At 58.8% G+C, this 24,816-nt stretch carries 20 protein-coding genes and 1 pseudogene; 18 read left to right on the top strand and 3 right to left on the bottom strand.

The genetic code is table 11. From position 1 onward, the window contains the following. The first annotated feature begins 1,130 nt into the window (after window positions 1-1,130). The 3 genes from ACVJ19_RS00950 to rpoN all read left to right on the top strand — a co-directional run bounded on the left by ACVJ19_RS00950 (window position 1,131) and on the right by rpoN (window position 7,380). Window positions 1,131-1,745, top strand: a complete 615-nt coding sequence (locus ACVJ19_RS00950; protein ID WP_011084684.1) for a J domain-containing protein — start codon at window positions 1,131-1,133, stop codon at window positions 1,743-1,745. 1,101 nt (window positions 1,746-2,846) lie between these two features. Then, a complete protein-coding gene (locus ACVJ19_RS00945) occupies window positions 2,847-3,632 on the top strand; it encodes a helix-turn-helix transcriptional regulator (RefSeq protein WP_018645272.1) in 786 nt (261 codons plus the stop codon). A gap of 2,293 nt (window positions 3,633-5,925) precedes the next feature. Then, on the top strand, window positions 5,926-7,380 hold the full coding sequence (gene rpoN / locus ACVJ19_RS00940) for an RNA polymerase factor sigma-54 (RefSeq protein ID WP_011084688.1): 1,455 nt from the start codon (window positions 5,926-5,928) through the stop codon (window positions 7,378-7,380). Window positions 7,381-8,064: 684 nt separating this feature from the next. Here rpoN and ACVJ19_RS00935 read toward each other — a convergent pair. Beyond that, entirely contained in the window at window positions 8,065-8,439 is a 375-nt protein-coding gene (locus tag ACVJ19_RS00935) for a di-heme-cytochrome C peroxidase (RefSeq protein WP_269465757.1), read from the bottom strand. Between the two features lie 36 nt (window positions 8,440-8,475). Between ACVJ19_RS00935 and ACVJ19_RS00930 the strand changes: the two genes are divergently transcribed. From ACVJ19_RS00930 to ACVJ19_RS00915, 4 genes and pseudogenes are all read left to right on the top strand, one after another. Further along, on the top strand, window positions 8,476-8,646 hold the full coding sequence (locus ACVJ19_RS00930; protein WP_014497906.1) for a hypothetical protein: 171 nt from the start codon (window positions 8,476-8,478) through the stop codon (window positions 8,644-8,646). Between the two features lie 557 nt (window positions 8,647-9,203). Then, the gene (locus ACVJ19_RS00925) at window positions 9,204-9,548 is read left to right on the top strand and encodes a hypothetical protein (RefSeq protein ID WP_014497905.1); all 345 of its coding nucleotides are present in this window, start codon (window positions 9,204-9,206) and stop codon (window positions 9,546-9,548) included. Then, window positions 9,545-9,907 carry a Wadjet anti-phage system protein JetD domain-containing protein gene (locus ACVJ19_RS00920; RefSeq protein WP_026312353.1) on the top strand — a complete coding sequence of 121 codons (363 nt, stop codon included), beginning with the start codon at window positions 9,545-9,547 and terminating at the stop codon, window positions 9,905-9,907. The genes ACVJ19_RS00925 and ACVJ19_RS00920 overlap by 4 nt, the downstream gene beginning before the upstream one ends. A 79-nt stretch (window positions 9,908-9,986) precedes the next feature. After that, window positions 9,987-10,242, top strand: a pseudogene (locus ACVJ19_RS00915) (IS5/IS1182 family transposase); the annotation flags it as partial. A 44-nt stretch (window positions 10,243-10,286) separates the two neighbouring features. Here ACVJ19_RS00915 and ACVJ19_RS00910 read toward each other — a convergent pair. Then, window positions 10,287-10,505: a hypothetical protein gene (locus tag ACVJ19_RS00910; protein ID WP_161966258.1), complete on the bottom strand. Its 219-nt coding sequence runs from the start codon at window positions 10,503-10,505 to the stop codon at window positions 10,287-10,289. Window positions 10,506-10,863: 358 nt separating this feature from the next. Here ACVJ19_RS00910 and ACVJ19_RS00905 point away from each other — a divergent pair, with 358 nt between their 5' ends. From ACVJ19_RS00905 to ACVJ19_RS00870, 8 genes are all read left to right on the top strand, one after another. Then, window positions 10,864-12,249: an ABC transporter substrate-binding protein gene (locus tag ACVJ19_RS00905; protein ID WP_011084694.1), complete on the top strand. Its 1,386-nt coding sequence runs from the start codon at window positions 10,864-10,866 to the stop codon at window positions 12,247-12,249. 69 nt (window positions 12,250-12,318) lie between these two features. Continuing rightward, entirely contained in the window at window positions 12,319-13,281 is a 963-nt protein-coding gene (locus tag ACVJ19_RS00900) for a carbohydrate ABC transporter permease (RefSeq protein WP_011084695.1), read from the top strand. Between the two features lie 12 nt (window positions 13,282-13,293). Further along, complete coding sequence (locus ACVJ19_RS00895; RefSeq protein ID WP_011084696.1) at window positions 13,294-14,154, top strand: carbohydrate ABC transporter permease; 861 nt, start codon at window positions 13,294-13,296, stop codon at window positions 14,152-14,154. Next, entirely contained in the window at window positions 14,151-15,092 is a 942-nt protein-coding gene (locus ACVJ19_RS00890) for a ribokinase (RefSeq protein WP_018645268.1), read from the top strand. Before ACVJ19_RS00895 ends, ACVJ19_RS00890 begins: the two co-directional genes overlap by 4 nt. Beyond that, window positions 15,089-15,859, top strand: coding sequence for an SDR family NAD(P)-dependent oxidoreductase (locus tag ACVJ19_RS00885; RefSeq protein ID WP_011084698.1), 771 nt, complete (start codon window positions 15,089-15,091; stop codon window positions 15,857-15,859). The genes ACVJ19_RS00890 and ACVJ19_RS00885 overlap by 4 nt, the downstream gene beginning before the upstream one ends. Beyond that, on the top strand, window positions 15,852-16,679 hold the full coding sequence (locus ACVJ19_RS00880; protein WP_011084699.1) for an HAD-IIA family hydrolase: 828 nt from the start codon (window positions 15,852-15,854) through the stop codon (window positions 16,677-16,679). Before ACVJ19_RS00885 ends, ACVJ19_RS00880 begins: the two co-directional genes overlap by 8 nt. Next, window positions 16,679-17,791: an ABC transporter ATP-binding protein gene (locus ACVJ19_RS00875; protein WP_011084700.1), complete on the top strand. Its 1,113-nt coding sequence runs from the start codon at window positions 16,679-16,681 to the stop codon at window positions 17,789-17,791. Before ACVJ19_RS00880 ends, ACVJ19_RS00875 begins: the two co-directional genes overlap by 1 nt. Then, on the top strand, window positions 17,745-19,604 hold the full coding sequence (locus tag ACVJ19_RS00870) for a sigma-54-dependent Fis family transcriptional regulator (protein WP_028144081.1): 1,860 nt from the start codon (window positions 17,745-17,747) through the stop codon (window positions 19,602-19,604). The genes ACVJ19_RS00875 and ACVJ19_RS00870 overlap by 47 nt, the downstream gene beginning before the upstream one ends. Window positions 19,605-19,608: 4 nt before the next feature. Here ACVJ19_RS00870 and ACVJ19_RS00865 read toward each other — a convergent pair whose 3' ends face one another. Beyond that, a complete protein-coding gene (locus ACVJ19_RS00865) occupies window positions 19,609-20,115 on the bottom strand; it encodes a hypothetical protein (RefSeq protein ID WP_018645264.1) in 507 nt (168 codons plus the stop codon). 799 nt (window positions 20,116-20,914) lie between these two features. Between ACVJ19_RS00865 and ACVJ19_RS00860 the strand changes: the two genes are divergently transcribed. The 3 genes from ACVJ19_RS00860 to ACVJ19_RS00850 are packed head-to-tail and all read left to right on the top strand — an operon-like array spanning window position 20,915 to window position 24,709. Continuing rightward, window positions 20,915-22,084, top strand: a complete 1,170-nt coding sequence (locus tag ACVJ19_RS00860; RefSeq protein WP_035711506.1) for a Tm-1-like ATP-binding domain-containing protein — start codon at window positions 20,915-20,917, stop codon at window positions 22,082-22,084. Then, complete coding sequence (locus tag ACVJ19_RS00855) at window positions 22,077-22,937, top strand: phosphoenolpyruvate hydrolase family protein (RefSeq protein ID WP_035711502.1); 861 nt, start codon at window positions 22,077-22,079, stop codon at window positions 22,935-22,937. The genes ACVJ19_RS00860 and ACVJ19_RS00855 overlap by 8 nt, the downstream gene beginning before the upstream one ends. Further along, window positions 22,934-24,709: an FAD-dependent oxidoreductase gene (locus ACVJ19_RS00850; protein WP_049802025.1), complete on the top strand. Its 1,776-nt coding sequence runs from the start codon at window positions 22,934-22,936 to the stop codon at window positions 24,707-24,709. The genes ACVJ19_RS00855 and ACVJ19_RS00850 overlap by 4 nt, the downstream gene beginning before the upstream one ends. The last annotated feature ends 107 nt before the right edge of the window (window positions 24,710-24,816 follow it).

Here is a 24,816-nt window from a genome sequence, read left to right as displayed (position 1 = left end):
CGCTTGCTCAGCTTGCACAATCTAATACGGTTGGTGGCCGACAACGGTTCCTGGCTCGCATGTTCGTGTGCCGTACCGCGGCGGATGCTCTCGCTCGGATTGTGGTTCTCTGCTGGTGCTCGGCCGGCAAGACACAGAAAGCCAATAGGCTTTATATCGGCGATCCTTGTCCGGTAATCGCGGCCACGCACATATTTGGTGCGCTCGCAGTAAAGATGTCGAGTGCATGCTCCGCGACCGCGCCGGCTGGGCGCCGTTGAGACCCTCCATGGCCTTCTTCTTGCCGCTCAGAACCAGCTCGGGCTCTCTTTGATCGCCGGCGGACTTGTGCTGCGGCGCACGTATTTGCCCCGCGATCGATTGTTCAGGCCCCAAAAATCGCTAATAGCAAAAGATTCGCCGCATCCTTTCCAGCAGGGCCGATCGTGCCTCCTGAAATCGCGAGTCAACATACGGCCCGGCTAAGCAGGGGATCAAAGCTCCTGGTCGCCGCGCTCGGCTGGCAAAATCAAGTACGTGAAGCGGATCCAACCGGCGAGAGTCGCGCGCCCGGTCCTCACCTTGGGCCCGGCCGCCTCGATTGCGCCGATAGCTTTTGCGGTGTTGCGCGGCCATCCTTGGCCGCTTCATCTCGCCGGCGTCTCTGGAACGATTCCGTCGCGGCACCGGGCGAGCAGAACACGCGCTCTGTTGCGCAGAATTTGTAGCACGCATGATCAACCGCAGGCGGCTGAGCGAAGGGCAGGATGTTGATAGTCTCATTCTGGCCATATCGCCTCGTCGAGAAGTTCTCGCAAATTCACCATCCGCGTTGCTCCGCTGCTTCCCTAAGCGCGTCATCAGCCAGATTCCTGCATAGCTCCCGCTTTGTTCGTATTCACCGGTCCCGTTCAAGACCTCGATGTGCAGAGCCCGACAGCACATTGCAATTGAATCGATCTGAGATCGCAAAGAGATGATTGTCTGAACCAAGCGCGCGAGTCCTGGCATGTCGATTGCTGGGAAGTGCTTGCTACACCATGCACTGAACTAGACGCAAAGGCCGAGTCAGATCCAACTTGCCGTCGAAACCAATTCTCTAGCTTAGAAGCGGCGCTGCTAACTGCCGCTCCGCCCAACGGAGCCAAGTCATGCTGAGCGACACATCCAAATTCTTCGCCTCCATTCGCATCAACAAGCAGGAAGCGCAGGAGGAGCGCCGGACCGCGGTGCGATGCGAATGGCCTGATTGCCAGAACAAGGCAACCCATCCCGCGCCAAAGGGCCGCCACAATGCGCGCGAATATTGGCACTTCTGCATCGAGCATGCTCGCGAATACAATCAGTCCTACAATTTCTTCTCCGGGATGGACGCCGAAGCGATCGCGCGCTACCAGAATGACGCGCTGACGGGCCATCGTCCAACTTGGAAAATCGGCGAGCCCATCAGCGCCCGCAAGATGACCGGCAGCCCGGCCCATTCCGAGGACGACTGCGATGCTTTTTGCATGCTCGCTGAGCTGAAGGGACGCGCCCGCGCGGAGGCCAGGCCTGAGACGCGCAAGCTTTTCAATGCCAAGCGGAAAGCGTTGCAGGTGATGGGCCTGAATGTCGATGCGACGCTCGGAGATATCAAGGCGAGGTACAGGGCGATGGTCAAGAGGCACCACCCCGATGCCAATGGCGGCGACCGCTCTACGGAGCAGCGCCTGGTCGAGATCATCAAGGCCTACCATTACCTGAAGACCGTGGTGCGGGAGAGCTAACCCGGACACGACTTGAACGGCTTCACCTCACCCGCCATTCCATAGCCCTTCATCGTGTGAAGGCTGCACCCGAGCTGGCGTGTAACCCGCTTCAGACCCTAGGCCCGAGAGGCGCAACATTTCCGCCACGCCACAAGGAGTTCTATCAACCTGCTCCCGGACCGATCAACAACGAGCCTTTGTTTCTTTCCTCGTTCATTCGCTCTCTCCTCGGGTTTGCAAGGAGGGGGCAAGTCTTCACGACGCCGATGGGAAGTTCGCAAAGGCGAGCCACAGCGAAAGTTCGAAAGTGCCGTCCTCGACTGCTCGAAAAGCAGAGCCACACTAAACTGCTGCTCCGCTGCCCGCAGGAAGGTTGGTACTGGACTTGCCTCGCGCGTTAAGATGGCACTCAGGGAGTGCCATTCGCGCCCCGTCAATGCAGGTGAGACGGCAGGCCTTTTAATCACGCTCTTGATCTATATCAAATTCTGTGTCGCGCATGAGACGTTGTCGCATGTTCGACGTATGTCACATCCGCTCAACCAGAGGAGACCATCTTTCTGCGAGTGCCCCTATTATGGGGGCAAGTTCTCCGATCGGCGAGTGGTGCGAGAATTGCTGTGCGCATCGGTGGTTCTTGGAAAGTCCTGAGGATCGCATGCACGCTGTCGTCCTCGTCAAGCAGCCATTTGTTGATGTCCGCGGGTGGTGGCCCAAAATGCGCAAGCACCTGAGGGCGCTGGACCCGTCCGGGTGTGGTGTGCCGAGCTGCGAACAGTTCCATGCCGACCTCGCTCCTTTGCGGTGGCGCTCGAGATGCCGGCATGTTCTTACGAGAAGTGCTGACCGTGTCCGCCGCAATCGTTGCATGATTTGCCAGCCGTTCTTTCGAGAGACTGGGGCACTGGCACCTCGGAGAGCAGCCCGACCGGTCAGCAGCGAACAAAGTCAGCTTCGCTTTGGCTCGACCTGCCAGCGTGCGTCAAGTCGCTCCGATTATCTTCTCGGAGCGTGCTGGGACCGTGTGAAACAGTTCTGGGCCGGCGCTTTCCTTTCGCGCGCGAGCTTTCAGCTGCAAGAAGCAAAGCCAACATCTGTGTAAGCAAACGGAAATAGAAAATGGATGACCAGTCGCACGGCAAAATGCCACTCGCTTCAAGCAGACGGGAAAGCCGCGGGCCCGACCTATTCAGCTTCATCGAGTGCGCTATACAGACAAGATCAATCGCAGCGCTGTTCGATCTTCTTGTGAATTTCGCGAGCAATGAAGGCTTTGATAAAGTCGCCTACGGAGCACTCTCCTGCTCCAATGAGCGTCGTTTGCCAGAGTATCTACCGCCCCCGCCAACTATAAACTTCCCGTCTGATTGGTGCCAACGCTATGCTGAACAAGAATATCAAGCGATCGACCCGGTGGTCCGGCGGACAGCAATGCTGCCAAGGCCCTTTCTTTGGGATGAACTAACCAGTCGATATGAACTGCAGCCCCGTGAGCTGCGCGTCTTACGCGAGGCCAAAGAAGCAGGCCTTAAGCATGGCATGAGCGTGCCATTGTTTGGATCGCAAGGCCGATCGGCTTTCGTATCGTTTGCATCTCCTTTCGATGATGCCGATCCACAGGATCGCATGGCTCATCTCACGACATTGGCGTCGGCGTTTCACAACGCTGTCGCGCAGATTACACCGCCGCTTGATGAGAGTTGCGAGACAGACATTCCGCTAACACCGCGAGAAACAGAGTGCCTATACTGGGTCGCAGAGGGGAAGTCAGCCTGGGTAATCGGGCAACTTGTTAACGTCACTGATAATACCGTCAATTTCCACATGAAGAACGTCATCAGAAAGCTAGGGGCGGCAAACCGGACAAATGCTGTAGCCAAAGCAACCCGGCGCGGCATCATTTAGCTCCGTACGCCTTCAAAGGAACGATCAAGGACCCTGCGTCGGCGGGCTCTTCCTTTGCGATTCATCTGCTGCGGTCGGGATAGCCGATCTCTAGTGGAGTCAACGATGTACTTCAACGGAATTGGCTCAAACCAGATGACGGGGCAAGCGCATCCGGCGCGCGTGTCCGGTGTTTATCAGTGGCTGGCGTGGACCTAGGGGCGTCGGCGCTTCATGCAAGTCTCGCTGCGTCAGACTCGCCTGAGGCTGGATTTCCTAGTTCGGACAATGCAGGTCCTAGGCGGTAAATCGCATGCTTTGTCATACCGACCACGCGATCCCGGCGCTATTGATATGAAGTTCCATCCGTTTCAGATCGAGGATGTCGATCTGTTTGCCAGGAATCGCGCTGTTATAGGTTTTTGCAAGTAAGTGTTGCTAAACAGGCTGCTCAACGCAATGAACGGGTTGAAGCAACAATGACAACATCTTCATTCTCGCCACCAACCGTCTCGAGGCTCTCGAGGCTGCGCCAGCCGGCCGTCCCGGCCATATCAATCAGGCAACTGAGGTGCCGCTGCTCGATGCGACCGCCCGCGAAAGCTGGTTCGTCCCTATGGCAGGGGCTTGCCGCTGGACGAAGCCGTGATCGCTGAAGCCAGGCCCTTCACCTGAGCGGCAGCGCGGCCCTTATCGAGAAGTTGATGCTTCGCGTTGTGCAATCGAGGCTTGCCAGCTGCGGTAATGTCGGCGCGATTTCCACTAACATGAAGCTACCTGCCCGTGCGCAGCGAGTTCAATCGCGATGCGCATTGCATTGTGGCTATGGTGCGCGCCCCACAACTAGGCGCGTCCCAAGTTACCTATCGAAGGATTTGTGGTGAGGGGTCTCCAGCCGTCGACCTTGCGCATGTTGATCTGGCCGGGGGTGAGCAGGCCAGGACGGCATTGCCGCGGCGGCCGCTGATGGCAAACGGTCTTGATCTTGATCCGTCGCTCGAACTCCTCACGCGGCCGCTCAATTGCGTCGGTAGCCGGAATAAGATGTCGCGGCGCCAACTTCCGCTGCGGTGTTCTACAGCGCGGTGTATGGTGCTACCATCGGCGCAGAGGCAGCGGGAGCGCGAATGGCAGGTACGACGACGCGGGCGATGAGCCGGGGTTCGGCTCGGGAGCTTGCCTCTGCGACCCGGTGAGTTGTACCAAGAGCGCGAATTCTTCTTGTCGTTTCGCCGCAGCTCAGATGCCACTGAGGCGAGTGATTGGGGGCGGCATCCCACCGAAGCTTCGGAGAGGTGTTGTTTGGGGAGGCGGCAGGCTTCACCGGCAGCACCGATATGGCGAGGAGTGGGCCAACGCGCTGGCAAGACCCCGCTGGCCAGCGATGAAATGTTGCTCGAGGTCGTAGGAACATCATGGCGGTCTCGCGCGTGCGGACGCCTCTCGCGGAGCGAGTATGTCGGCCGGCCGCTGCAAGCAAGGCGACTGGCGCAGGGCTCTCGACCAAACCGACAAGATCGTCCCGCTCAGCGGCCAAGCGGAGGAAACTAACTGTCCCAGATTTGATGCGTCAGAGGCCCCAGATTCGTCATCCCGAATACGTTGGAACTTTCGGCAGGATAAGCCGAAGAGCAGGCCAATATATGCCCGCTATTCGAACTTCTGCCGATTTGCGTCAGCAACCCGGACAAGAGACTCTTCTCGACGCACATGGGGCAGACGCTAGCGGCCAACAAGCGGCAGGCGTTGGGCAGCTGAATGGTGATCGCCTCGCAATCGCGTTTGACGCAATAGCGATCTTGCGGCCGGTTCAACCCGCTACCTCAACTATTTTCGACTGCCAGCCCTAGTGCCAATTCGTTTGGGCAACTTCCTTCCACGATCGGCTTCGAAGTTCGCGCTAATTCGAGCGTGCAGCAAGGCTCGACAGCGAGGGACTGTCTGAGTGGCGGCAGGCACTGATCCTGAGCCCCGCGCAGCTGTTGCCGGCGCTCCTGCGGGAGGGTGGAGGATCGCGGCTACGCGCAGAACTCACCGAAACTGCCGGGGACTGCAAGTCCTTGATAGGAGTATCGCCACGGGAAGCTGTCCTGTTTGTTGATGCCCTCGCGTCACAGTGCCGCATCCGAATTCCTAGTCCTCTCATCTCGCGCACAATGGGGATTGACGAGGGAGCTCCGACTGAGTGTCGGATTCCGTTGTTCGCTGCCTTCATCTCACCTCGCATCCGCTTTTGCGCGACATCAAAGCGCTTAGATCAGCTCCTGACTAGATGAGCAAAACGCAGACCAACTTCAGTAACGGTTCTTGCTTCATGGCGCTCACGCAAAGATTAGAGTTCCGGCAATCCCAGTCGCTGGTCATGTCGCCGCAGCTGATGCAGGCGATCAAGCTGCTGCAATTATCTAATCTCGACCTCATGACCTTCGTGGAGGAAGAGCTGGAGTGTAATCCGCTGCTCGAGCGTGCCAGTGACGATGCAGCTGGGGCCGAAGCCCCGACTGAGGTCGATCAGGTCAGCGGCGATCAGCTGGCCGAGGCCCAAGTGCGCGACGCCCGGGATGGCGCCATGACCACCTATACCGAATGGGGTGGCGGCGGCTCGGGTGACGAAGACTACAATCTCGAAGCGTTTGTCGCGTCCGAGACAACATTGTCCGACCACCTGGCCGAACAACTGTCGGTCGCATTCACCGCGCCGGCGCAGCGCATGATCGGGCAGTATCTGATCGATCTCGTCGACGAAGCCGGCTATCTGCCGCCGGATCTCGGCCAGGCCGCCGAGCGGCTCGGCGCAACGCAGGAGGATGTCGAGCACGTTCTTGCCGTCCTGCAGGAGTTCGATCCGCCCGGCGTCTGTGCGCGTAACTTGCGCGAGTGCCTGGCGATCCAGCTCCGCGAGCTCGATAGATACGATCCGGCGATGCAGGCCCTCGTCGAGCATCTCGATCTCCTCGCCAAGCGCGACATCGCGAGCTTGCGCAAGCTCTGCGGCGTCGACGACGAGGACATCGCCGACATGATCGACGAGCTCCGCCGGCTCAGTCCCAAGCCGGGCATGAAGTTCGGGTCGGCGCGGCTGCAGACGATGGTACCCGACGTCTATGTCCGTCCGGCTCCTGATGGCGGCTGGCATGTCGAGCTCAACAGCGACACCTTGCCGCGCGTGCTGGTCAACCAGACCTATTATTCCAAGCTGTCGAAGAAGATCGGCAAGGACGTCGATAAGTCCTACTTCAACGACGCGCTGCAGAACGCGACCTGGCTGGTGCGCGCGCTCGACCAGCGCGCCCGCACCATCCTGAAAGTTGCGACCGAGATCGTGCGTCAGCAGGACGGCTTCTTTACCCTTGGTGTTGCGCATTTGCGGCCGCTGAATCTAAAGGCCGTTGCCGAGGCCATCCAGATGCATGAATCCACGGTGTCGCGCGTCACCGCCAACAAATACATGGCAACAAATCGCGGCACATTCGAGTTGAAATATTTCTTCACGGCATCGATCCCTTCGGCGGATGGCGGTGAGGCGCATTCCGCTGAAGCGGTGCGTCACCGCATCAAGCAGCTGATCGAATCCGAAGAGCCGTCAGCGGTTCTGTCCGATGACGCGATCGTTGAGCGCCTGCGAGTCTCGGGCATTGATATTGCCCGCCGCACGGTCGCGAAGTACCGCGAAGCCATGCGCATTCGGTCCTCGGTGCAGCGCCGCCGCGACAATATGTGGTCAACGATGAACAGTAGAGCATCGGGCGGAACTGGCCTCGATAAATAAACCCCCAGCTGTCGATTTAATCCGGAAGCGTAGCTTTGGAGGTCTCTGAAAGCGGGCCTTTGGAGCGAGATTGTTGATGGTGATGGAAGGAAGCTTCTGGCGCGGCATTTGAGGAGAGGTAGTATAGGCCGACTGCCGTCTAAGAGGGGCGAGCGTTTTCAGAGGCTCCGTCGGCGCCAAGCTCTTATTCCTCCCAAGTCCTCGCCTTGGCTTATTGTCGGCCGATATACGGCCCCGATCGGTAGCAGCCGGCTGATCTCGCACGCCAATGATCGCCACCACCTCTTCCGCGATAACTTTCCGGTTCGTTGCTACGCTGCACAACAAGGTTGTAGGGCGAATTATTGGCTTAACCATAATAGCTCGGCGCTAAATGTTGTAAAAACTACACTTGGAGCGCCCAGATTTTGGAAAATGAACAGGTTTTCGAGTGCGCAACTGTAGCCGCGCCCAGCATCGCCAAGTGCGGTTGGGCGGGATCGTCAGGATTGCGCCAAGTCGGGGCTGCTTAGGACCGGCGAGCTCATGGCGGCTTCAAGACAATCGACGACGTCCCGGCAGGAGGGACACATGACCTGGCTGAGCAGGGACAATCTGCCGAATGGCACGTGTTCTGACGAGGCGCATTCGAACTCGGCGGAAGCTAGCGACGCCGGCACACAAGTCGGCGTCGAACGCCATCGCTCATAGAGTCTTGAGATATTCGACAAGCGCTCGCCGTTCGGCGTCGGTCAACTCTGGTCCGATGATGCCGGGCGGCAGTTTCCTTAAGTCGGTTTCCTTACCCTCGAAAGAATGTCCGCGATTGCTGTTCCCAAGCAGCGACACATCGAAGTTCGTCAGACCGGCCGCACAGCTTTCGGACGACTGTGCTTTCGTCGCGAGCCCGACGTTGACCGGGTCGAACGCACGGCTGCCTACGCAAAACGACATCGGCCGCTTGGCGTGCGGCACCAGCATGTCTCTCAGGGTCGGAACAGACCCGTTGTGCAGATAAGGAGCTGTTGCCCAAACACCGTCCAATGGTCGCGCCCGGTACTGAGTGAAAAGCTGTCCCAGCTATTTAGGTTCATCGAGGGTACGATCAAGCATGTCATGCCGACCATCGTTGCCGAGATCGCCTATCAAAGCCTTGGAAGCGAAAAGCTGGTTGATTTTATCGATGAGCAGATACGCAGCGAGAAGACATCTGCAATTCGCACGCTGCTCTGCTCTTTCATGTTGCTCGAGATCGACTCGTTCCCTAGCTATAACCAGGATAAGTGAGTTTTACGAATCGGAAGATACGCCACGGTGGGTGACAGCTGTCATAACCGAGCGCCTGTACAGCTATTATCGGCAACGACCTCTGGCGGGCGCAACACGCAAAAAATTTGAGGAACTTGTTGTGACGCTAGAAATGCGCTTGGCCGGTAAATCTCGTCCAAGAGTTCGAGGAAATTATTTATCCGCCTTGAAGAAGAAGGCATTCAAAGAACCAAAGTCCTAAACTCTTATTCTGGATGAAGCGCCTCCTACAGTCAAAGATCGAGCCATGTCGCTGGACTTGCGGCGCGGATGGGGCGGCGGACTCGATCATGGCCATGGATCGCCTCAAGGGTCGCGCATGGCAACCGAAAGGCTACCATACGCCGGCCAGCTGATCGTTAGGGTCGCGCCGGGCGGCGATCATGGTTCGATGAACGCCGCTGCGCGCGGATCACGCCCGGCCTGCCTTGACCAGATCGAACCACCGCTTCAGGTGCGGATGCGCGCACCAGTCGATCCGTCGTTGATCGACCGGGAGCGGTAGCCCGCGGGTCGCTTCGTCCGATGTCGATACGTTGCGCCACGCCTTCGATCTCGCCCAGGCCATCCTGGACAACAAGCATCTCGACGTGGACTATAAGACCTTCTCGCGACGGACGGTGAGGCACAGCAAGACGCTGGAACGCGTTGAAGGCGTCGTGGTTCGGCTCCTGAGTGGCGTCCTCGAGTTTCCTCCGGGCGCGCGGCCCCGCGAGGCACTGCGGGCGATCGGGCTGGAACGCTTTGCCCCGCCGCTGCTGATCGCGGGTAAGATCGATCTTCTTGGGGCCGATCTCTCCGGAGCCACTCCGCTCATCTCGGGATCGCGCCTAAGGAGGCAGATCATGTCCGCTTCCGGGAGCCGCCGGCGTATGTTTTGACGATCGAAAACTTGGCAAGCTTCAACAGGCACGTCGCCGAGGCCGACGCCGCTCGACTGGGTGCTACGCTGTATGTTGGCGGGTATCCCTCGCTTGCCAGCCAACAGGCCCTGCGCACGATCTCGGCAATGGTGTCCGAACAAACCCCGATCTTTCACTGGTCGGATATCGATCCGGACGGCACCTGGATATTCCACACGATGGAGCGCGCCGTCGGACGACCGATCCTGCCGCATCTCGGGGCGGGCGCCGACCAAAAAGTCCGCACCCGCTCGTTGCCCACCAAACTCCGGCATCGCTTCACTGGCGGCATACTTGGCCAAAGATGGATCCAAGATCCTCGAGCAGGAGGAGCTTGATCCGATTCTTCCTACGCCCACGTAGGCGTTCGGACTGACGAGGGCGCCAGCTTGCGTAACGGGCACGCTTGGCCATTGACGTAAGCGGCTCGGTGACAAGCTGGAGCTCTTGCTGGCCGAGAGCTTGAGGGGGCGCATGAGACCGGCGCGTTGCGGACGCGCGATCTCAAGCAGCGACGGTGGAGACCACCGTTCAGCCCAAGACCATCACCTCCCGACCGATGCCAAGCTGGAATATGCGGCGATTAACCAATCGGCTGGCCCGCGAGTGCGGCCTTAAGTTGCGGCAATCTTATCTGCGCATCGGCTCAGGCGCCTCTCAGTCATCGAGCCGTGAATGGCCACATGAAGAGCGACGGGCATCTCGGTCGCTGCCATCTCAAAGGGCCGGGAGGGGGACGCCGCCAACATCGCCTTCACCGCCGTCGACCACAATCTCCGCCTCACCCTCAGCCTGGCTGAGGCTTTCGTTGGGCCTAATCCGCAACGCCTTGTTGCTGATGCTCGCGGTCGCGCTCGAGCTTCGTCCTGCAATATGGCGGGTTGAGAGACCAGATTGTTTGCGGATCGAGAAAGGTTGCGGCAATGCATCAAGCACTCGTCCCTCTTAAAAGCAGCACAATCAAGAACAAGATCGAGGCGTCCGTGCCGCAAGGTGAGATTAACAGAGGGATTCGAACGAGCTACTATGCATCAGCTCGGGCGGTTGGCCCGGCTCGGCCCTCGTTTGTAGGCTGGCTGCGCGGGGTCTGAACATGGGCCTGCATTGATCATCTCCCCATGGCTTTTGCAACGGCTGCTGTAACGCTGTTTTCTTGACTTACCCAAAAATACCCAACTTCGATCTGAATGGGTGCATAAGGGCGGAAAATCACGGCTAGCGTTACCAACACTCGCGGCCCTGGAAGACGACAGGCACGTGAACTTGAGGGCCGAAGAGCCCAGAGGAGGGACCAATGCCAAGGACGCTAGCCGCACCGCGCGGCCATTCTTACCATTTCGTCAAAGCCGCTCTGATTTGCTCAACTCTCTTGTCCGGTGCGGCCGCATCTTTCGGCCAGGCCAAAGCGGAGGATATCAACTGGCGCCAGTTCGAGGGCGCTTCGATCGTTTGGGCTTACGACATCCATCCATATGCTGACGCGGTTGCAGCACAGCTTCCTGAGTTCGAGAAGTTGACGGGCATCAAGGTGACGCCCGAGCTTTATCCGGACGATGCCTATTGGAATAAGCTGACCATCCAGCTGAGCACAAAATCGCCCTCGTGGGATGTCGTCGGCACAGGAATTCAACCGGCTTGGGATCTTGCGCCCGGTCAACTGCTTGAGCCGCTCGACCGCTATCTGAACGACCCTAAGCTCACATCGGCAAGCTATGACTACAAGGACTTCTTCCCCGCATTGCGTGACGCGCTGACTTGGCAAGTCAATGGCGGGCAGATCGAACCGGGCCGGGGTCAGGTGTGGGCCATCCCGCACGGGTTCGAAAACATCCAATTGTTCTACCGTAAGGACATTCTTGACAAACACGGTATCAAGGTTCCGACAACCCCGCCGGAAATGTCGGCGGCATGCGAAAAGCTAAAATCTGCCGATCCCGCGATCACGCCCCTGGGTGTGCGAGGAGTGCGCTTTTGGAGCAGCATCCACACGGCCGCGATCTCAATCGCCAAGTCCTATGGTGTACACGACTTCGTCGTCAAGGACGGCAAGTTGGAAACCGGTCTCAATTCTCCCGAGTCGATCGCCTTCCACAAAGACTACGTGGAGATGATCAAGAGGTGTGCTGCCCCATCCTTTGCCAACGACAACTGGTACCAAGTGGTCGATGGCATCAATTCGGGTCGGACAGCGATGGCGATCGATTCTAACATGTTCGGGTTCTGGAACGATGTTGCCGGCAAGCCCGCTTCGGGCAAGATTGCCTTCGCTCCGCCACTGCGAGCTCCGAACGGCAAGACTTTCGAATCGAACATCTGGATCTGGTCCCTGGCCATGAATGCTGCTTCCCAGAAAAAGGGAGCGGCCTGGCTCTTCATTCAGTGGGCGACGTCAAAGCAGGTCGAGCTGAACGGTGCCATCGCCGGCAAGCTCGTCAACTCGCCGCGCGCTTCGACCTGGAGCGACAAGGTTTGGCTCGACTATGCGGCTAAACCGGAATTCACAAATTTCGTGGATACCTTCAAGAGTGTTCAGGACCGGGCTGCGCTCGCCTTTACGCCGCGCGTAGGGTTTGCCGAGGCCATGAACGCCTGGGCAGTTGCCATGCAGAAGATGGTTAATGGTGCGGACGTGAAGGCGACATTGGCCGACCTCGCCTCCGAGATTCGCTCCTCCATGTAAGGCAACCGGGGAGCGGCATCACCGGATTGCCGCCTCCACTACCCCCGCGTATCTTTCGAGAAGTGAGCGATGAACCTTCGAGGCATCGACGCAACCGTGATGCTACAATCATCGGTAGGCCAACTGGCACCGCCCAAAAAAGAGCAGGTGCAAAGCGCCGGGCAGCATGCTCTTGACTGGTGGAGCCTTGCTGCGATTGCTCCCGCGATCATCATACTGCTCGGATTTCTTTTTCTGTTTTTCTATGGCGTCTTCCAATCGCTGACCGATCTCAAGTTTGGCCGTCCCCTGGTTCGTTTCATTGGGGTCACCAACTATGAAGTGGCAATCAAGACTCAAGATTTCTGGAACAGCATGCGGGCGACCACGGTGTATGCCTGCTCCGCGGTCCTCGCGGAAGCGTTCTCTGGGCTTGCGCTCGCCAAATTGTTCGCAAGCCGCGTGTTTCTTGCACAATTGATGCGGCCTGTCATTCTCCTTCCGTTGGTATTGCCGCCCATGAGCGTCGCCCTGATGTGGACCACAATGATGGATCCACAAAACGGGATTCTGAACTATTTGCTTTCGCTCGTCGGGATCGGCCGCTTCGCCTGGATTTCGGACGCCGGTACGGCGATGTTCTCGCTAGTTCTCATCGACATATGGACTTACACACCATTTTTTGCGCTCATCATCTTCGCCGGTTTGCAGGGCATTAACGAGGAGATCAGAGAAGCCGCGCGGATCAATGGCGCTAAGGGTTGGGCGACGTTCCTCCATATTGAGCTTCCACTTATTGCACCGTATATCCTGATCGCCGCAGTCTTTCGGCTGATCGAGTCGCTCAATCAGTTCGATATCATCTTCGGAACAACCCAGGGCGGTCCAGGTGACAGTACCTCCGTGCTCTCGGTTCGCGCCTACATCACAGCCTTTCAAAACCTCGCCTTCGGGCGTGGTGCCGCGCTCATGGTTGTCAACTGGTTGATCGTGCTTCTCGGGACCTTGGCCATGGTAAAATTGTGGCGGTTGGTTCGGCAGCGCGTAAGCTAGAGGAGGCTGGCAATGCGCTTCAAACGCTTAACGCCCGCAAGCTTGTTCCTTAATGGACTGGTTGTTGTCTGTACGCTCATCCTGACATTTCCCCTGGTCTGGATCGTGATGATGTCGCTGAAGCAGCAGGCCGAGGTCATGACCTTGCCGCCGCGCTTTGTCTTCACTCCAACATTTGAAAACTTCCGCGTTTTGTTCGATGCCGCCCAGGCCGGGGCGACAAGCTACGGCACCATCAAGGTTGATTTCCTGACGCCGGTCGCCAATAGCGTCGTGATATCGCTTGGCGCGGTGCTCGTATCGCTGATCGCCGGCGTACCCGCAGGTTACGTCTTGGCAAGACGTGATATCCCTAGGAAGGAGGACATCGCGTTCTTCATTCTGGGCTTCCGCTTCGCGCCGGCACTCCTTGTCGTTATACCGCTGTTCAGCGTGTTCCAAACAGTTGGCCTTTATGACACTTATCTCGGCATGATCTGGGTTTATCAGGTCGTCACGCTGCCAATGATCATCTGGCTAAGCCGATCATATATCGAGGACATCCCAAAGGACATTGAGGAGGCGGCGGCCATGGATGGTGCAAAGCCGTTCCGTGTAGTCTGGCACATCGTTCTTCCGCTTCTAAAGCCCGGCCTAATCGGCGCTTCATTGCTCATTTTCTTGCTTGCCTGGCACAATTTCGCTCTCGGCCTGATCCTCAGTTCGACGAAAGCACCGGTCACCGTGGCCCTGCTCAAGCTGCTTAATCCAGGCGTTCAGTTCTATCCGGTCATGGCTGCGGGTTTGGTGGTGACCATGATTGTGCCGATCGTCCTGATTATCCTTGGCCAGCGTCATCTCGAACGTGGCCTTACCTTCGGGGCCGTGAAATGAGCCCCAGACCATTGATGTTCTTCGGAACGACCAATCTTGACCTCTGCTTCAACGTCGAGCGGCTTCCAACGCCGGGTGAAAGCCTGATGGGAAGCTTAAAGCAGAATGCGGGAGGCAAGGGCGCAAATCAGGCGGTCGCCGCCGCTCGATTGGGGCTTCGGCCGAGCTTCTACACCCGGCTTGGCGATGATGACGCTGGCCGATCGTTGCTGCAAGCGCTGCGTGAGGCAGGTGTCCGCCTTGATGCCATTGAGGTATGCCCGGGGGAGATATCCGGTTCTGCTCTTGTCCTCGTCGGCGACGACGGCTCCAACATGATTGTCATAGACCCGGGAGCCAATGCAAATGTCACTCCGAGCATGGTCGAGAAGGCGGCCGAATTCATTGAGCGGGACGCAATCGTCGTTGCCGAAATGGGCATGCCGGTCCCCGCGCTCAATCACCTTTTTGCATTGAAGAGCGTCAAGGAATTCGATCTTATTTTCAATCCGGCCCCCGTGAGGGCGGGCCTGTCGCCCGCGGCGTGGAGGAGTGTCGATTTCGTCACACCAAACCAGACGGAAGCTTTCGAGCTCACCGGTGTCGAGGTGCATGACTTCGACGGCGCCGCTCATGCGGCTGGAAAGCTTCTCGATCTCGGGCCGAAGGCAGCGCTGATCACGCTAGGTGCGCAGGGAGCCTACTACGCCGATGCCAGCGCGACTTTCGCGCTCCGCGCATTTCCTGTGAAGGTCGTTGATACGACCGCGGCGGGGGATGCCTTTAATGGAGCTTTCGCAGCCTCTCTTGCTCATCGGTTGCCGATACGAGAAGCGATCAAAAAGGCGCTCGCGGTTGCCGCCTTATGTGTGACGCGACGCGGCGCCCAAAGATCGATGCCTAGCAGTTGGGCCGTCGACGAATTTCTGAATTCTCAATCGATCTTGGAGTTGGAATGACCGAACAGTTCTCAGTTGCAGACAGGACCGTGCTTGTGACCGGTGCAGGTGGAGGCATTGGCTCAGCCATAGCTAATGCTTTCCGTCAAGGCGGTGCGAACGTCCTGGCAACCGACGCGAATTTGGAAAACCTGCGAGTCATTCTGACTCGTTTGCCGCACGGCAATGGCATCCTGCCGATGAGCATGGATGTGTCACGAGAAGATGATGTCGGCAGGGTGCTTGATGAGATCGCCAAGCGCTTCGGCAGGCTCGATGTCCTGATCAACAACGCCGGAATAAAATCGGCTCAGGCGCTTCTGACCGGAAATGCCGATCGAATCGAAAAAACCATCCAGATCAATTCCGTCGCAGTGCTTCGTTGCGCGAAGCTGGCGATCGAGCGCTTCATGAAGAGCAAAGGCGGCCGCATCGTCAATGTCGGGTCCTCGTTGTCATCTCAAGGTGCTGTTTTCAACTACCAGGCTGGCGGCGCCGACTATTGCTTGTCAAAAGCCATCGTGCACGATGTGACAAAGCTGCTCGCTTATGAATGTGCTCCGTTCAAGATCAACGTCAACGCGATTGCTCCCGGGATTATCGATACACCCTTGCACGGGCGTCCGCGGGAGGAAACCGAAGCGCGCCATAGTGGCCGAATTCCGCTGGGCCGGGTCGGACTGCCGGAAGATATCGCAGGGCTTGCGGTGTTCCTGGCCAGCCCCGCAGCTTCCTACATGACCGGGCAGATTGTCCATGTGAATGGTGGGATGCTGATGAATGGTTAGCCTCAGCTCTAAGATCAACTGGCCGCCGATAGAAGGGATTATCTCCGATCTGGATGGCGTCGTTTATCGTGGCGGCACCGCAATAGCGGATGCCATAGAGGCGTTTACGAGATGGCAGAAAGCAGGCGTGCCATTCTGCTTTGCGACGAACAATTCAACGCATACCCCGGAGGACGTCGTCGGCAGGCTGAGAGGATCTGGTCTTTCGATCGCACCGTCTCAGGTCGTTACAAGCGCTATCACCGCCGCAGAACTCGTTCGAACCAATTATCCGCACCTAACGCGAATCTATGTCATCGGAGCTTCCTCGCTTGTGACGGCCATGCGAGATGTTGGGCTGGAGGTCACGGACCGAGCGCCCGAAGCTGTCGTGATGGGGCTTGACCGGGACATCACGCATGAGAAGCTGCGAATTGCGGTTGAGTCGATCCTCAATGGAGCTGTGTTCATAGGAACCAATCCCGATCTTCTGCTGCCGACGGCCAGCGGGTTCGAACCTGGCGCTGGTGCGACCATTGCAGCTGTGGCCGCTGCTACGCAAGTGCGGCCTTCGATCGTTGGAAAGCCGCAAGTGCCGATGATCGAGACAGCGCTCTCACGCCTCGGTACGAAGCGCGGGTCGACCATCATGATCGGAGATCAAGTTCCTACGGATATTCAAGCCGGAAAGAGGGCGGGTCTTGCCACGGTGCTTGTTACAACCGGCGTGCCAACGCGTCAGGATCCGTCCTTGATGGCTCCCGACTTCATCGTATCGAGCTTGCGCGAGATTGAGGTAAGTGCTGCTCGCGCGGCTCAACCGCGACAGAGGAGGGCATAATGGCCGACGTTCGCCTGGAGGGCCTCAAGAAGACTTTTGGGACAATCGAGATCCTGAGTAATATCGACCTGACTATCGATCACGGCGAATTTGTCATCTTTGTTGGTCCGTCCGGGTCGGGCAAATCCACGCTTCTGCGCATGATTGGCGGGCTCGAGCCCATCAGCGGTGGGCGGCTCCTCATCGACAATGAGCTCGTCAACGACATCGATGCGGCCGATCGCAACCTCGGCATGGTCTTTCAAAGCTACGCTCTCTATCCGCATATGACGGTGAAAGAGAACCTGGCCTTTCCCCTGCGCATGGCCAAAGCCGGGAAAGCCGCGATCGCCGCCAAGATAGCCAAAACAGCATCGCTATTGCAGATCGACCATCTATTGGAGCGCAAGCCTCGACAACTTTCAGGAGGGCAACGCCAGCGCGTCGCAATCGGGCGCGCCATCATGCGAGAACCAAAAGTTTTCCTGTTCGATGAGCCGCTCTCCAACCTGGACACCGATTTGCGCGTGCAGATGCGGGTTCAGATCGCCAAGCTCCACAAGCAGCTCGGAAATACCATGATCTACGTGACGCATGACCAGGTGGAGGCGATGACCTTGGCTGACAAGATCGTGGTGCTCAAGGACGGCAACATCGAACAGGTCGGCAGCCCGCACGATCTGTATCACAATCCCGCTTCGCGCTTTGTTGCAGGATTCATCGGCTCGCCCAAGATGAACTTCCTGGGCGGCAAGGTCGAAGCAGCTCATGAACATGGCATGGATGTCCGGTTGGACGCCGGGCCCACGATCTCCGTTCCGGTCCAGCCGGACCAGATGCTGGTTGGCAAGCCGGTCACTGTTGGAATTCGCCCGGACGACTTCTCCTCGTCAATGCCCGGGCAGCAGGAGATCTCGATTGAACTTGGGGTCGATTTCGTCGAGCATCTCGGCAGCGTCACGTACATCTACGGTAATGCCGGAAACGAAGCTCTCGTCGCCAGGGCGCCACAATCCGGTTGGCCCAAAGGCGCCTCCAAGTTCACCCTCACCGCCGCTCCAGCCGATTGCCACTTGTTCATGGGCAATGGAAAGGCGGTATGGCGGTTGCACGCACCTGCGAGTTGGAGCTAGTCTTCACGTAGAGCCGTGCGATGATGCGCGGCTCAGGATCGACAGGCGGACGGCTGAGGTGAAGGGAGCCGGTATCAGGCAGTTCTTCCGCAATTCCCGTTCGTTTGTCCTTGGTGCGGGGATCGGGTCGGGCATGACCGCCAGAGCCGCCGAGCGGGCGGGGGCCGATTTCGTGCTCGCGCTCAATGCGGGCCGTTTTCGTGCCATGGGTGGGGCCTCGCCTGCCTCGATCCTCCCAATCCGCAATAGTAACGAATTCGTGGCAAGCTTCGGACGGACCGAAATTCTGCCCAGCACGAAACTGCCGGTCTTCTTCGGCACCTGTACATTCGACCCCGAGCTCGATGTTGATCGTTGGCTCGATCGGATCATCAAATGGGGATTTGGCGGCGTGACCAACTTCCCATCGGTCATACACATCGACGATGAGCGCAGGTCATTGCTCGAGAAGTGTGGTCTTGGTTACTCCCGGGAAATCGAGCTCCTCGTGAAAGCTGCAAAACGCGGCCTGATGACAATTGCCTATACGCGCAGTCAATCCGAGGCGCGTCGAATGGTCGAAGCGGGCGCCGAGGCCATTTGCATCAACTTCAATCTAAACCGCGCGGTTGAAAGCGGAGCCGATCCGTCGGTCAGCCTGTCTGAACTTGCAGCGCGTACGAGCGCCGTTGCGCGCGTTGCTCAATCCGTCAACAAGAGCACCATCTGCCTGCTTGGGGGCGGCCCCATTACGAAGCCGGACGAACTCCTCGACATCTGCCGCGAGACCGGAATCCAAGGTTTCATCGGAGGCTCTTCGCTGGACCGCGTGCCTCTGGAGATGTCGGTCCTCGAGGTGACGTCGGGCTTCAAGACCATCCACCTGTTGCGCGAGAAGGTGGATCTGCTCGAACGGCAGCTGCAGTTGAGTGGTTTCAGGCACGGCGTGATCGCACAGTCCTCGGCAATGAAGCGCATCCTTGAGATCACCAGACGCGTTGCGGCGACCCCCCGCCCGGTCCTCATCTGGGGGGAGGCCGGCTCTGGCAAGCGTAGAATAGCAACCCTGGTTCACGCGTTTAGCGACCGCAGGCACGCCAAAACGGCGTTGTTTCATTGCCGCCCCGGTCCGGCGATGGATATACTTGGCCCGTTGTTCGGCGCCGAGCGTCTTGAGAGCGGCAGACGCCAATTGTCACTCCTGGAGGCGTCGAGTGACGGTGCCGTCGTGCTATTGCATGTCGACCAACTTTCGCGCGATGGACAGGAGCGCCTTGCCGATTACCTCGAGACAGGCGGATTTACCCCTCTGAACGGGGTAACTGTCATGCGTTCCAACGCCCGGATCATTGCCACCGCGACCGTGGCCCGAGGCGCTGGTCTTGAAACGGTTCTGTGCGCGCGGCTTCTCGACCTTTTTACCGGGCTGGATGTCCAATTGCCTTCGCTACCCGACAGGCTTGAAGATCTGCCGCAACTCGTTCAACACTTCACCGTCGAAGCCAAAGGAGATTCCAGCGCCCAGACGCTCACGATAGAAAACTCTGCATTCCTTGCGCTCGCGGGGCACGATTGGCCAGGCAATTTGCGCGAGTTGCGGCAGGTCGTGAACCAGCTCGTGACCTTGCCATCAAGTCACATCACCGGTGAGGTGCTAAAGCCGTTGTTGGAGCCACCTTTTGGCGCACGGCCCGCGGCCTCGCTGTCCGAGCGAGACTGGATCATCGAGGGCTTGAAGAGAAACCGGCTTCACCGCGGCAAGACTGCTCGCTCTCTCGGGCTTTCGCGCAAAACCCTCTACAATAAAATCAAGAAACTGCGGATCCTCGAATAAGGCCTCATGCCCGTCGTAGCGGCTGCTTGGCCGTGGCGGCCTGCTCCAGGGAGAACCTCGGTACCGACGACGATCCATGAGAGCCAAGGCTTACGAGCCCGATATCCGATCCAATCGGCAGCGCAAGCGCCTCGGGTCGCAGATAGACGGCCCCATCCAGCTGCGAACCAAGCCGTTGCTCCGCTGCTGTCATCTTTGCCTCGTCCGCCGCGATAAACAGGACTTTGAACCCGCGCCTTGCAAACCACTCCATACGGCGAAGCTCGAGCTCCTGACCGCGATCGAGCGGCACTCCTGCCGATGTCCGTTCAATCATGCAGGCTGGCGGAAAATTCGTCACTCCGGTCATCTTTGCATCCTGTAACAGATCTCCGAGATCTTCCCAGCAGGCAAAGGGATCGATCATGACGACGGCCGCATAGCAGCAAGGGGGCGCCTTGGGGCTCGCGTGCAAGTCCCGCACGAGGCAGTCGTTCCAGTCGATGACAGGAAGTGTAGCCATGACGAGCATGGCATTCTGCGGAAGAGTCCGCAGTGACGGCGCATAGATCGTTATCTGATCACCGCGAGGCGAGGGGAGACTTGCGGCAAGGCGACCAAAGACATTGGCTCTCACGGTTCTACCCAATCCTACCCATTTGAACCTTTCGCCGATCTTACACGCCATTCCATCGAGGTCTAGACCACCACTCGTCGATCTTTGGGGGAGCAATGTCATGTCTTTCTTCGGCGGGGGAGCCGGGCTCGGCTGGATGCGATGAACGCTAACGCCGTCATAGCCGTTCTTGCTTGAGTAGCCTCTCCGCGCCTTGCTGTGAGCCGGATACGATTTGCCGATGCTGCCCGAGTTCGGCTCGTTCTGAAAAAGGGCCCGTGAAGCGTCTCGGGTAGAAAATTCCGGGCGAGCTATCGCTGCGTCCTACGGATCCGCTAGCAGACCGGCTCGTCTGCTTCCTCCCTGACTCGCGCCGCTGCTGGAAGATTCCGGCAGCGGCATCTTTTTGTCTCGGAGCGCGCCGACGATGCGGGCGGCCCAAACCACAAAGCTCCGCCAGCTGACGCTCGCCTCCTTGCAAAGGGGAGAGGCGGCTTCCCTCGTTACGGTGGCGCTCAGGATGAAGCGGCTGCTGCTATGGCCGCTTGGAGCTACCCAACTTTACCCAATCGCGCTCGTATCCGGGCTTATGGGCCATTTCACTCCGATCTAGACCTCCAGGTGTCCAGAAACGTCCAGGAGGAAGATCGTGTCTCACCATTACGCGGACGACGAAAGGTCGATCCGGGATGGTCAGCGGTGCGATCCTGCGGGCATGGCCGCGATCGTCGCAACCCTGGACACAAAGGGCCGCGAAACCGCTTATCTCGCGCGCGTCATCGAACAGTGGGGCCGCAAGACTCTTACGATTGATGTAGGCACATCAAACCGGAGGAACAGCAGCGATGCACGCGTGGTTTCACCCGCCGAGGTCTTGCGGGAAATAGCTGCAAGCGCGCGTGAAGAGGTCAAGGAGCTCCTCCGATCAGGTGCGATCGACGCCATCGTCGGCGTGGCGGGCGGCAAAGGCAGCGCGGTCTTCGGTGAAGTTGTATCGGATTTGCCGTATGGATTCCCGAAGCTACTGGTGAGCAGCGCGAGGCCAGCCCTCCTGGCCGAATTGGCCCTCCACAACGACATCATCCTCTATCCGACCCTGGTCGATCTTTTCGGGATCAACGCGTTCACCGAACGCGTTCTGGACAATGCGGGGCGGGCCATTGCGGCGATGCGCTATGTGCCCGCTCAGGATCGGCGGAAGAAGAAGACGGTTGCGATCACGGCCTTTGGGGTCACGACGCCGGCGGCAAATCGCTGTGTCGCGCGGCTGGCAGAGGCAGGCATCGACGCGATTGTCTTTCCGGCCAATGGCGCCGGGGGCCGCAAGATGGAGCAGCTCGTGTCCGCCGGCGAGTTCGATGCGGTGCTCGATCTGACCACAACCGAGCTCGCTGACGAGCTTGTCGGCGGCACCGCTAGTGCGGGTCCGGGTCGGCTCAAAGCAGCATCTCGCCGCATGATTCCGCAGCTCATCGCCCCGGGGGCCGTCGATATGGTAAATTTTGGCCCTCCCTCGAGCGTGCCTGCCGAGTTCAAGGAGCGCCAATTCTATTCGCATACCCCCTTCACGACGCTCATGCGTACGACCGTCTCGGAGAATGAGCGCATAGGCAGGCTCACAGCCGAGCGCCTTTCGCAAGCAAAGGCGCCCGCCCTCGTTCTGTGGCCGGTCAAGGGGGTCTCTGACTATGACCGGGACGGCGGCATCTTTCGAAATCCTGAAGCCGATAGGGCCTGGTTCGACGCGGTCAGGCGACATCTGCCGCGATCGATCATCGCCCGCGAGCTGGATTGTCACATCAATGATCCGGAATTTGCGGAGGCGGCCGCATCGTGGATCGTCGAACAATTGACACCAGGAGATTCATCAGTTGCGGATGTTTGATCGGGCCGAAATACTCGCAAAGATCACAGCTCAAGTTGAGGCTGGAAAGGCAGTGCTTGCCGCGGCGAGCAGTTGCGGCCTCGTCGCAAAATGCGCAGCTCTCGGCGGCGCCGACATGCTCGTGGTCTACAGCACCGGGCTGTCGCGGTTGATGGGGCTGCCGACGAGCCGGATCGGCGATTCCAATGCGCGCACGCTCGAGCTCGCGGCGGAGATCCGCAACGTCGTCTCCTCGGTTCCTGTTATAGGCGGTGTCGAGGCCTGGGATCCCCTCCGGCTCGAGCTCGATGATCTCTTGGACAAGTTCTGGGCTGCCGGATTCTCCGGCGTGATCAATTACCCGACCATTTCAACGATGGGTGAGAAATGGCGCGAGCGTCGTGGCCGCGTCGGGCTCGGCTTCGAGCGTGAGGTCGAGCTGATCGCGGCGGCCCGCAAGAAGAACATCTTCTCCCTCGCCTATGTCGCAAGCCCGCACGATGCCAAGGCGATGGCAGCCGCGGGAGCCGACTGCATTGTCCCACATGTCGGCGCAACGCGCGGCGGGCTTGTGGGTCATGAGGCGGGACAGTCGATCGAAGAGGCCATCAGGCGCATCAACGAGATCAATGCTGCCGCTCAAGCCGTTCGGCCGGAAGTCATCCTTCTCTGCCATGGCGGGGCAATCGCCGAGCCCCAGGATACCTCGGAAGTCTACCGGTCTACCGGATGTGTCGGTTTCGTTGGCGCCTCCTCCATCGAACGGATTCCGATCGAGCGGGCGGTGAAAGCTGCAGCCGAAGAATTCAAAGCCGTTCCGCTCCCGCGAAAGCGTCAGCAATCAATGCAGAAATCTGCACCGAGGCAGGAATGAACAACCCGATCACCAAATTGAAACCTAGTACCGCTTCCTCCTCCAAAGCGAACAAGCCGACGCACGATTGGGAGACGGACGTGCTCGTGATCGGCAGCGGCGCTGCCGGGCTGTCCGCGGCGCTCTATGCGGCAAAAGCCGGACTTCGCGTGACGGTATGCGAGAAGTCTGGCCGGCTCGGTGGCACGACCGCCCTCTCGAACGGCATGATCTGGGTTCCATGCTCAATGCAGGCTCGAGCGGCGAAAATCGATGATTCGATTGCGAATGCGAAGATCTATCTGCAACACGAACTTGGCGATTACTATCGCCCCGACTTCGTGGATGCCTATCTTGAAGACGGCCCAACGGCGCTCGCCAGCTTGGAGAATGGGAGTGAAGTCAAGTTCACACTGGCCTCCGCTCCGGATTATCATTCGAGCCAGATCGGCGGGATCGACATGGGCCGGGCGCTGAGCCCCGCAGCTTACGACGGACGGCTTCTCGGCAAGGATTTCGACCTGATAAGTGATCCGATTCGCGTCGTGCTCGGCGGCATGATGATTTCGTCCGGCGAGGTCAGAAGCTTTCTCAATCCCTTCCAGTCGGCTGCCTCGCTCAAGCACGTCCTTCGCCGGGTCAGCCGCTACGCAGGCGACCGGCTGCGCTACAGGAGGGGCACTGAACTCAGTGGCGGCAATGCTCTGATCGCGCGGTTATTGGCAAGCCTTCGCAGATACGACACTGAAATCTGGCCAAGCTGCCCAGCGGTTGATCTGATGAGGGAGGGAGGGAGAGTTACTGGCGCACTCCTCAAGCGGGATCGCACGGATCTCCGCGTCCGAGCCTCGCACGGAGTAATCCTGGCAACCGGTGGCTTTGCGCGGAACGGTAAATTGCGAGCCCAGCTCAGCCGAGCCCACCAGCACAATGATACGCTGGCCCACAGCGATGTCACAGGAGACGGCATTGCGCTCGCAGGCAGGCTCGGAGCTGCGATCGATAATGACGTTGCATCGAGTGGATTCTGGACGCCCGTGTCGATCCTCAGGAACGGCCGCTCCTCGCAAGTGGTCCCGTACGGCTGGCTCGATCGTGGCCGTCCAGGTGTCATCGCGGTGGGGCCAAATGCTAAGCGCTTCGTCAATGAATCCAATTCGTACCATGACATCTGTCTTGCCATGTTCAATAGCGGCTATCCGGCGGACAAGCGGTTCTATTTCATCTGCGACAAGGAATTCGTCCGCCTCAGAGGCATGGGACACCTGCTCCCCTGGCCCTGGACTTTGAGTATCAAGAAGTATGCCCGCTTGGGTTACATCGAGATTGGCCGGACGATTGCGGAGCTTGCGGCGGAATTGGGCCTCGACCCGCAAGAGCTCCAAAAGACCGTTGAAGAACATAATGCCCACGCAGCTGAAGGGCGCGATCCGCTTTTCAAACGCGGTGAATCGGCTTTCAACCGAACCCTGGGAGATCCCGCGGTTGGAAAGAAAAACCCGAACCTTGGAGCTATCAAGAACGGGCCATTCATTGCGCTCCCGATTGTCCCGGCGACCCTTGGAACTGCGACCGGCCTGTCAACGGATCCTGGCGGAAGGGTCCTAAATGGAAACGGCGTGCCGATCGCAGGTCTTTATGCCTGCGGCAACGACATGACTTCACCGATGCGTGGGATCTACCCTGGGGCCGGCATTACGATCGGACCAGCCATCGTGTTCGCCTACCGCGCGGTGAACAGCATCGTACAATCCACCCATCAGGGACAGACGGCGGCGGCATCCGGTGCATAAGTGCAGTGTTTTCACCTCTTGGTCCAGCAACGACGGACGGTGGAGAGAGCGAAAGTGCGCAACGTCGGCCAGCTCGCTTTGAATACCTTGTGAGCGGCCCTATCTCG

Source organism: Bradyrhizobium sp. USDA 376, assembly GCF_054063675.1.
This window is presented reverse-complemented; position numbering and strand designations above follow the sequence as displayed.

Bases quoted from the DNA above. Each gene is read 5' to 3' on its own strand.
- rpoN (WP_011084688.1), top strand. From the start codon at position 5,926: ATGGCGCTCACGCAAAGATTAGAGTTCCGGCAATCCCAGTCGCTGGTC.
- ACVJ19_RS00875 (WP_011084700.1), top strand. From the start codon at position 16,679: ATGGCCGACGTTCGCCTGGAGGGCCTCAAGAAGACTTTTGGGACAATC.
- ACVJ19_RS00865 (WP_018645264.1), bottom strand. From the start codon at position 20,115: ATGCTCGTCATGGCTACACTTCCTGTCATCGACTGGAACGACTGCCTC.
- ACVJ19_RS00860 (WP_035711506.1), top strand. From the start codon at position 20,915: ATGGCCGCGATCGTCGCAACCCTGGACACAAAGGGCCGCGAAACCGCT.
- ACVJ19_RS00850 (WP_049802025.1), top strand. From the start codon at position 22,934: ATGAACAACCCGATCACCAAATTGAAACCTAGTACCGCTTCCTCCTCC.
- ACVJ19_RS00905 (WP_011084694.1), top strand. From the start codon at position 10,864: ATGCCAAGGACGCTAGCCGCACCGCGCGGCCATTCTTACCATTTCGTC.
- ACVJ19_RS00900 (WP_011084695.1), top strand. From the start codon at position 12,319: ATGAACCTTCGAGGCATCGACGCAACCGTGATGCTACAATCATCGGTA.
- ACVJ19_RS00930 (WP_014497906.1), top strand. From the start codon at position 8,476: ATGCCGACCATCGTTGCCGAGATCGCCTATCAAAGCCTTGGAAGCGAA.
- ACVJ19_RS00950 (WP_011084684.1), top strand. From the start codon at position 1,131: ATGCTGAGCGACACATCCAAATTCTTCGCCTCCATTCGCATCAACAAG.
- ACVJ19_RS00945 (WP_018645272.1), top strand. From the start codon at position 2,847: ATGGATGACCAGTCGCACGGCAAAATGCCACTCGCTTCAAGCAGACGG.
- ACVJ19_RS00880 (WP_011084699.1), top strand. From the start codon at position 15,852: ATGGTTAGCCTCAGCTCTAAGATCAACTGGCCGCCGATAGAAGGGATT.
- ACVJ19_RS00870 (WP_028144081.1), top strand. From the start codon at position 17,745: ATGGAAAGGCGGTATGGCGGTTGCACGCACCTGCGAGTTGGAGCTAGT.
- ACVJ19_RS00855 (WP_035711502.1), top strand. From the start codon at position 22,077: ATGTTTGATCGGGCCGAAATACTCGCAAAGATCACAGCTCAAGTTGAG.
- ACVJ19_RS00895 (WP_011084696.1), top strand. From the start codon at position 13,294: ATGCGCTTCAAACGCTTAACGCCCGCAAGCTTGTTCCTTAATGGACTG.
- ACVJ19_RS00885 (WP_011084698.1), top strand. From the start codon at position 15,089: ATGACCGAACAGTTCTCAGTTGCAGACAGGACCGTGCTTGTGACCGGT.
- ACVJ19_RS00890 (WP_018645268.1), top strand. From the start codon at position 14,151: ATGAGCCCCAGACCATTGATGTTCTTCGGAACGACCAATCTTGACCTC.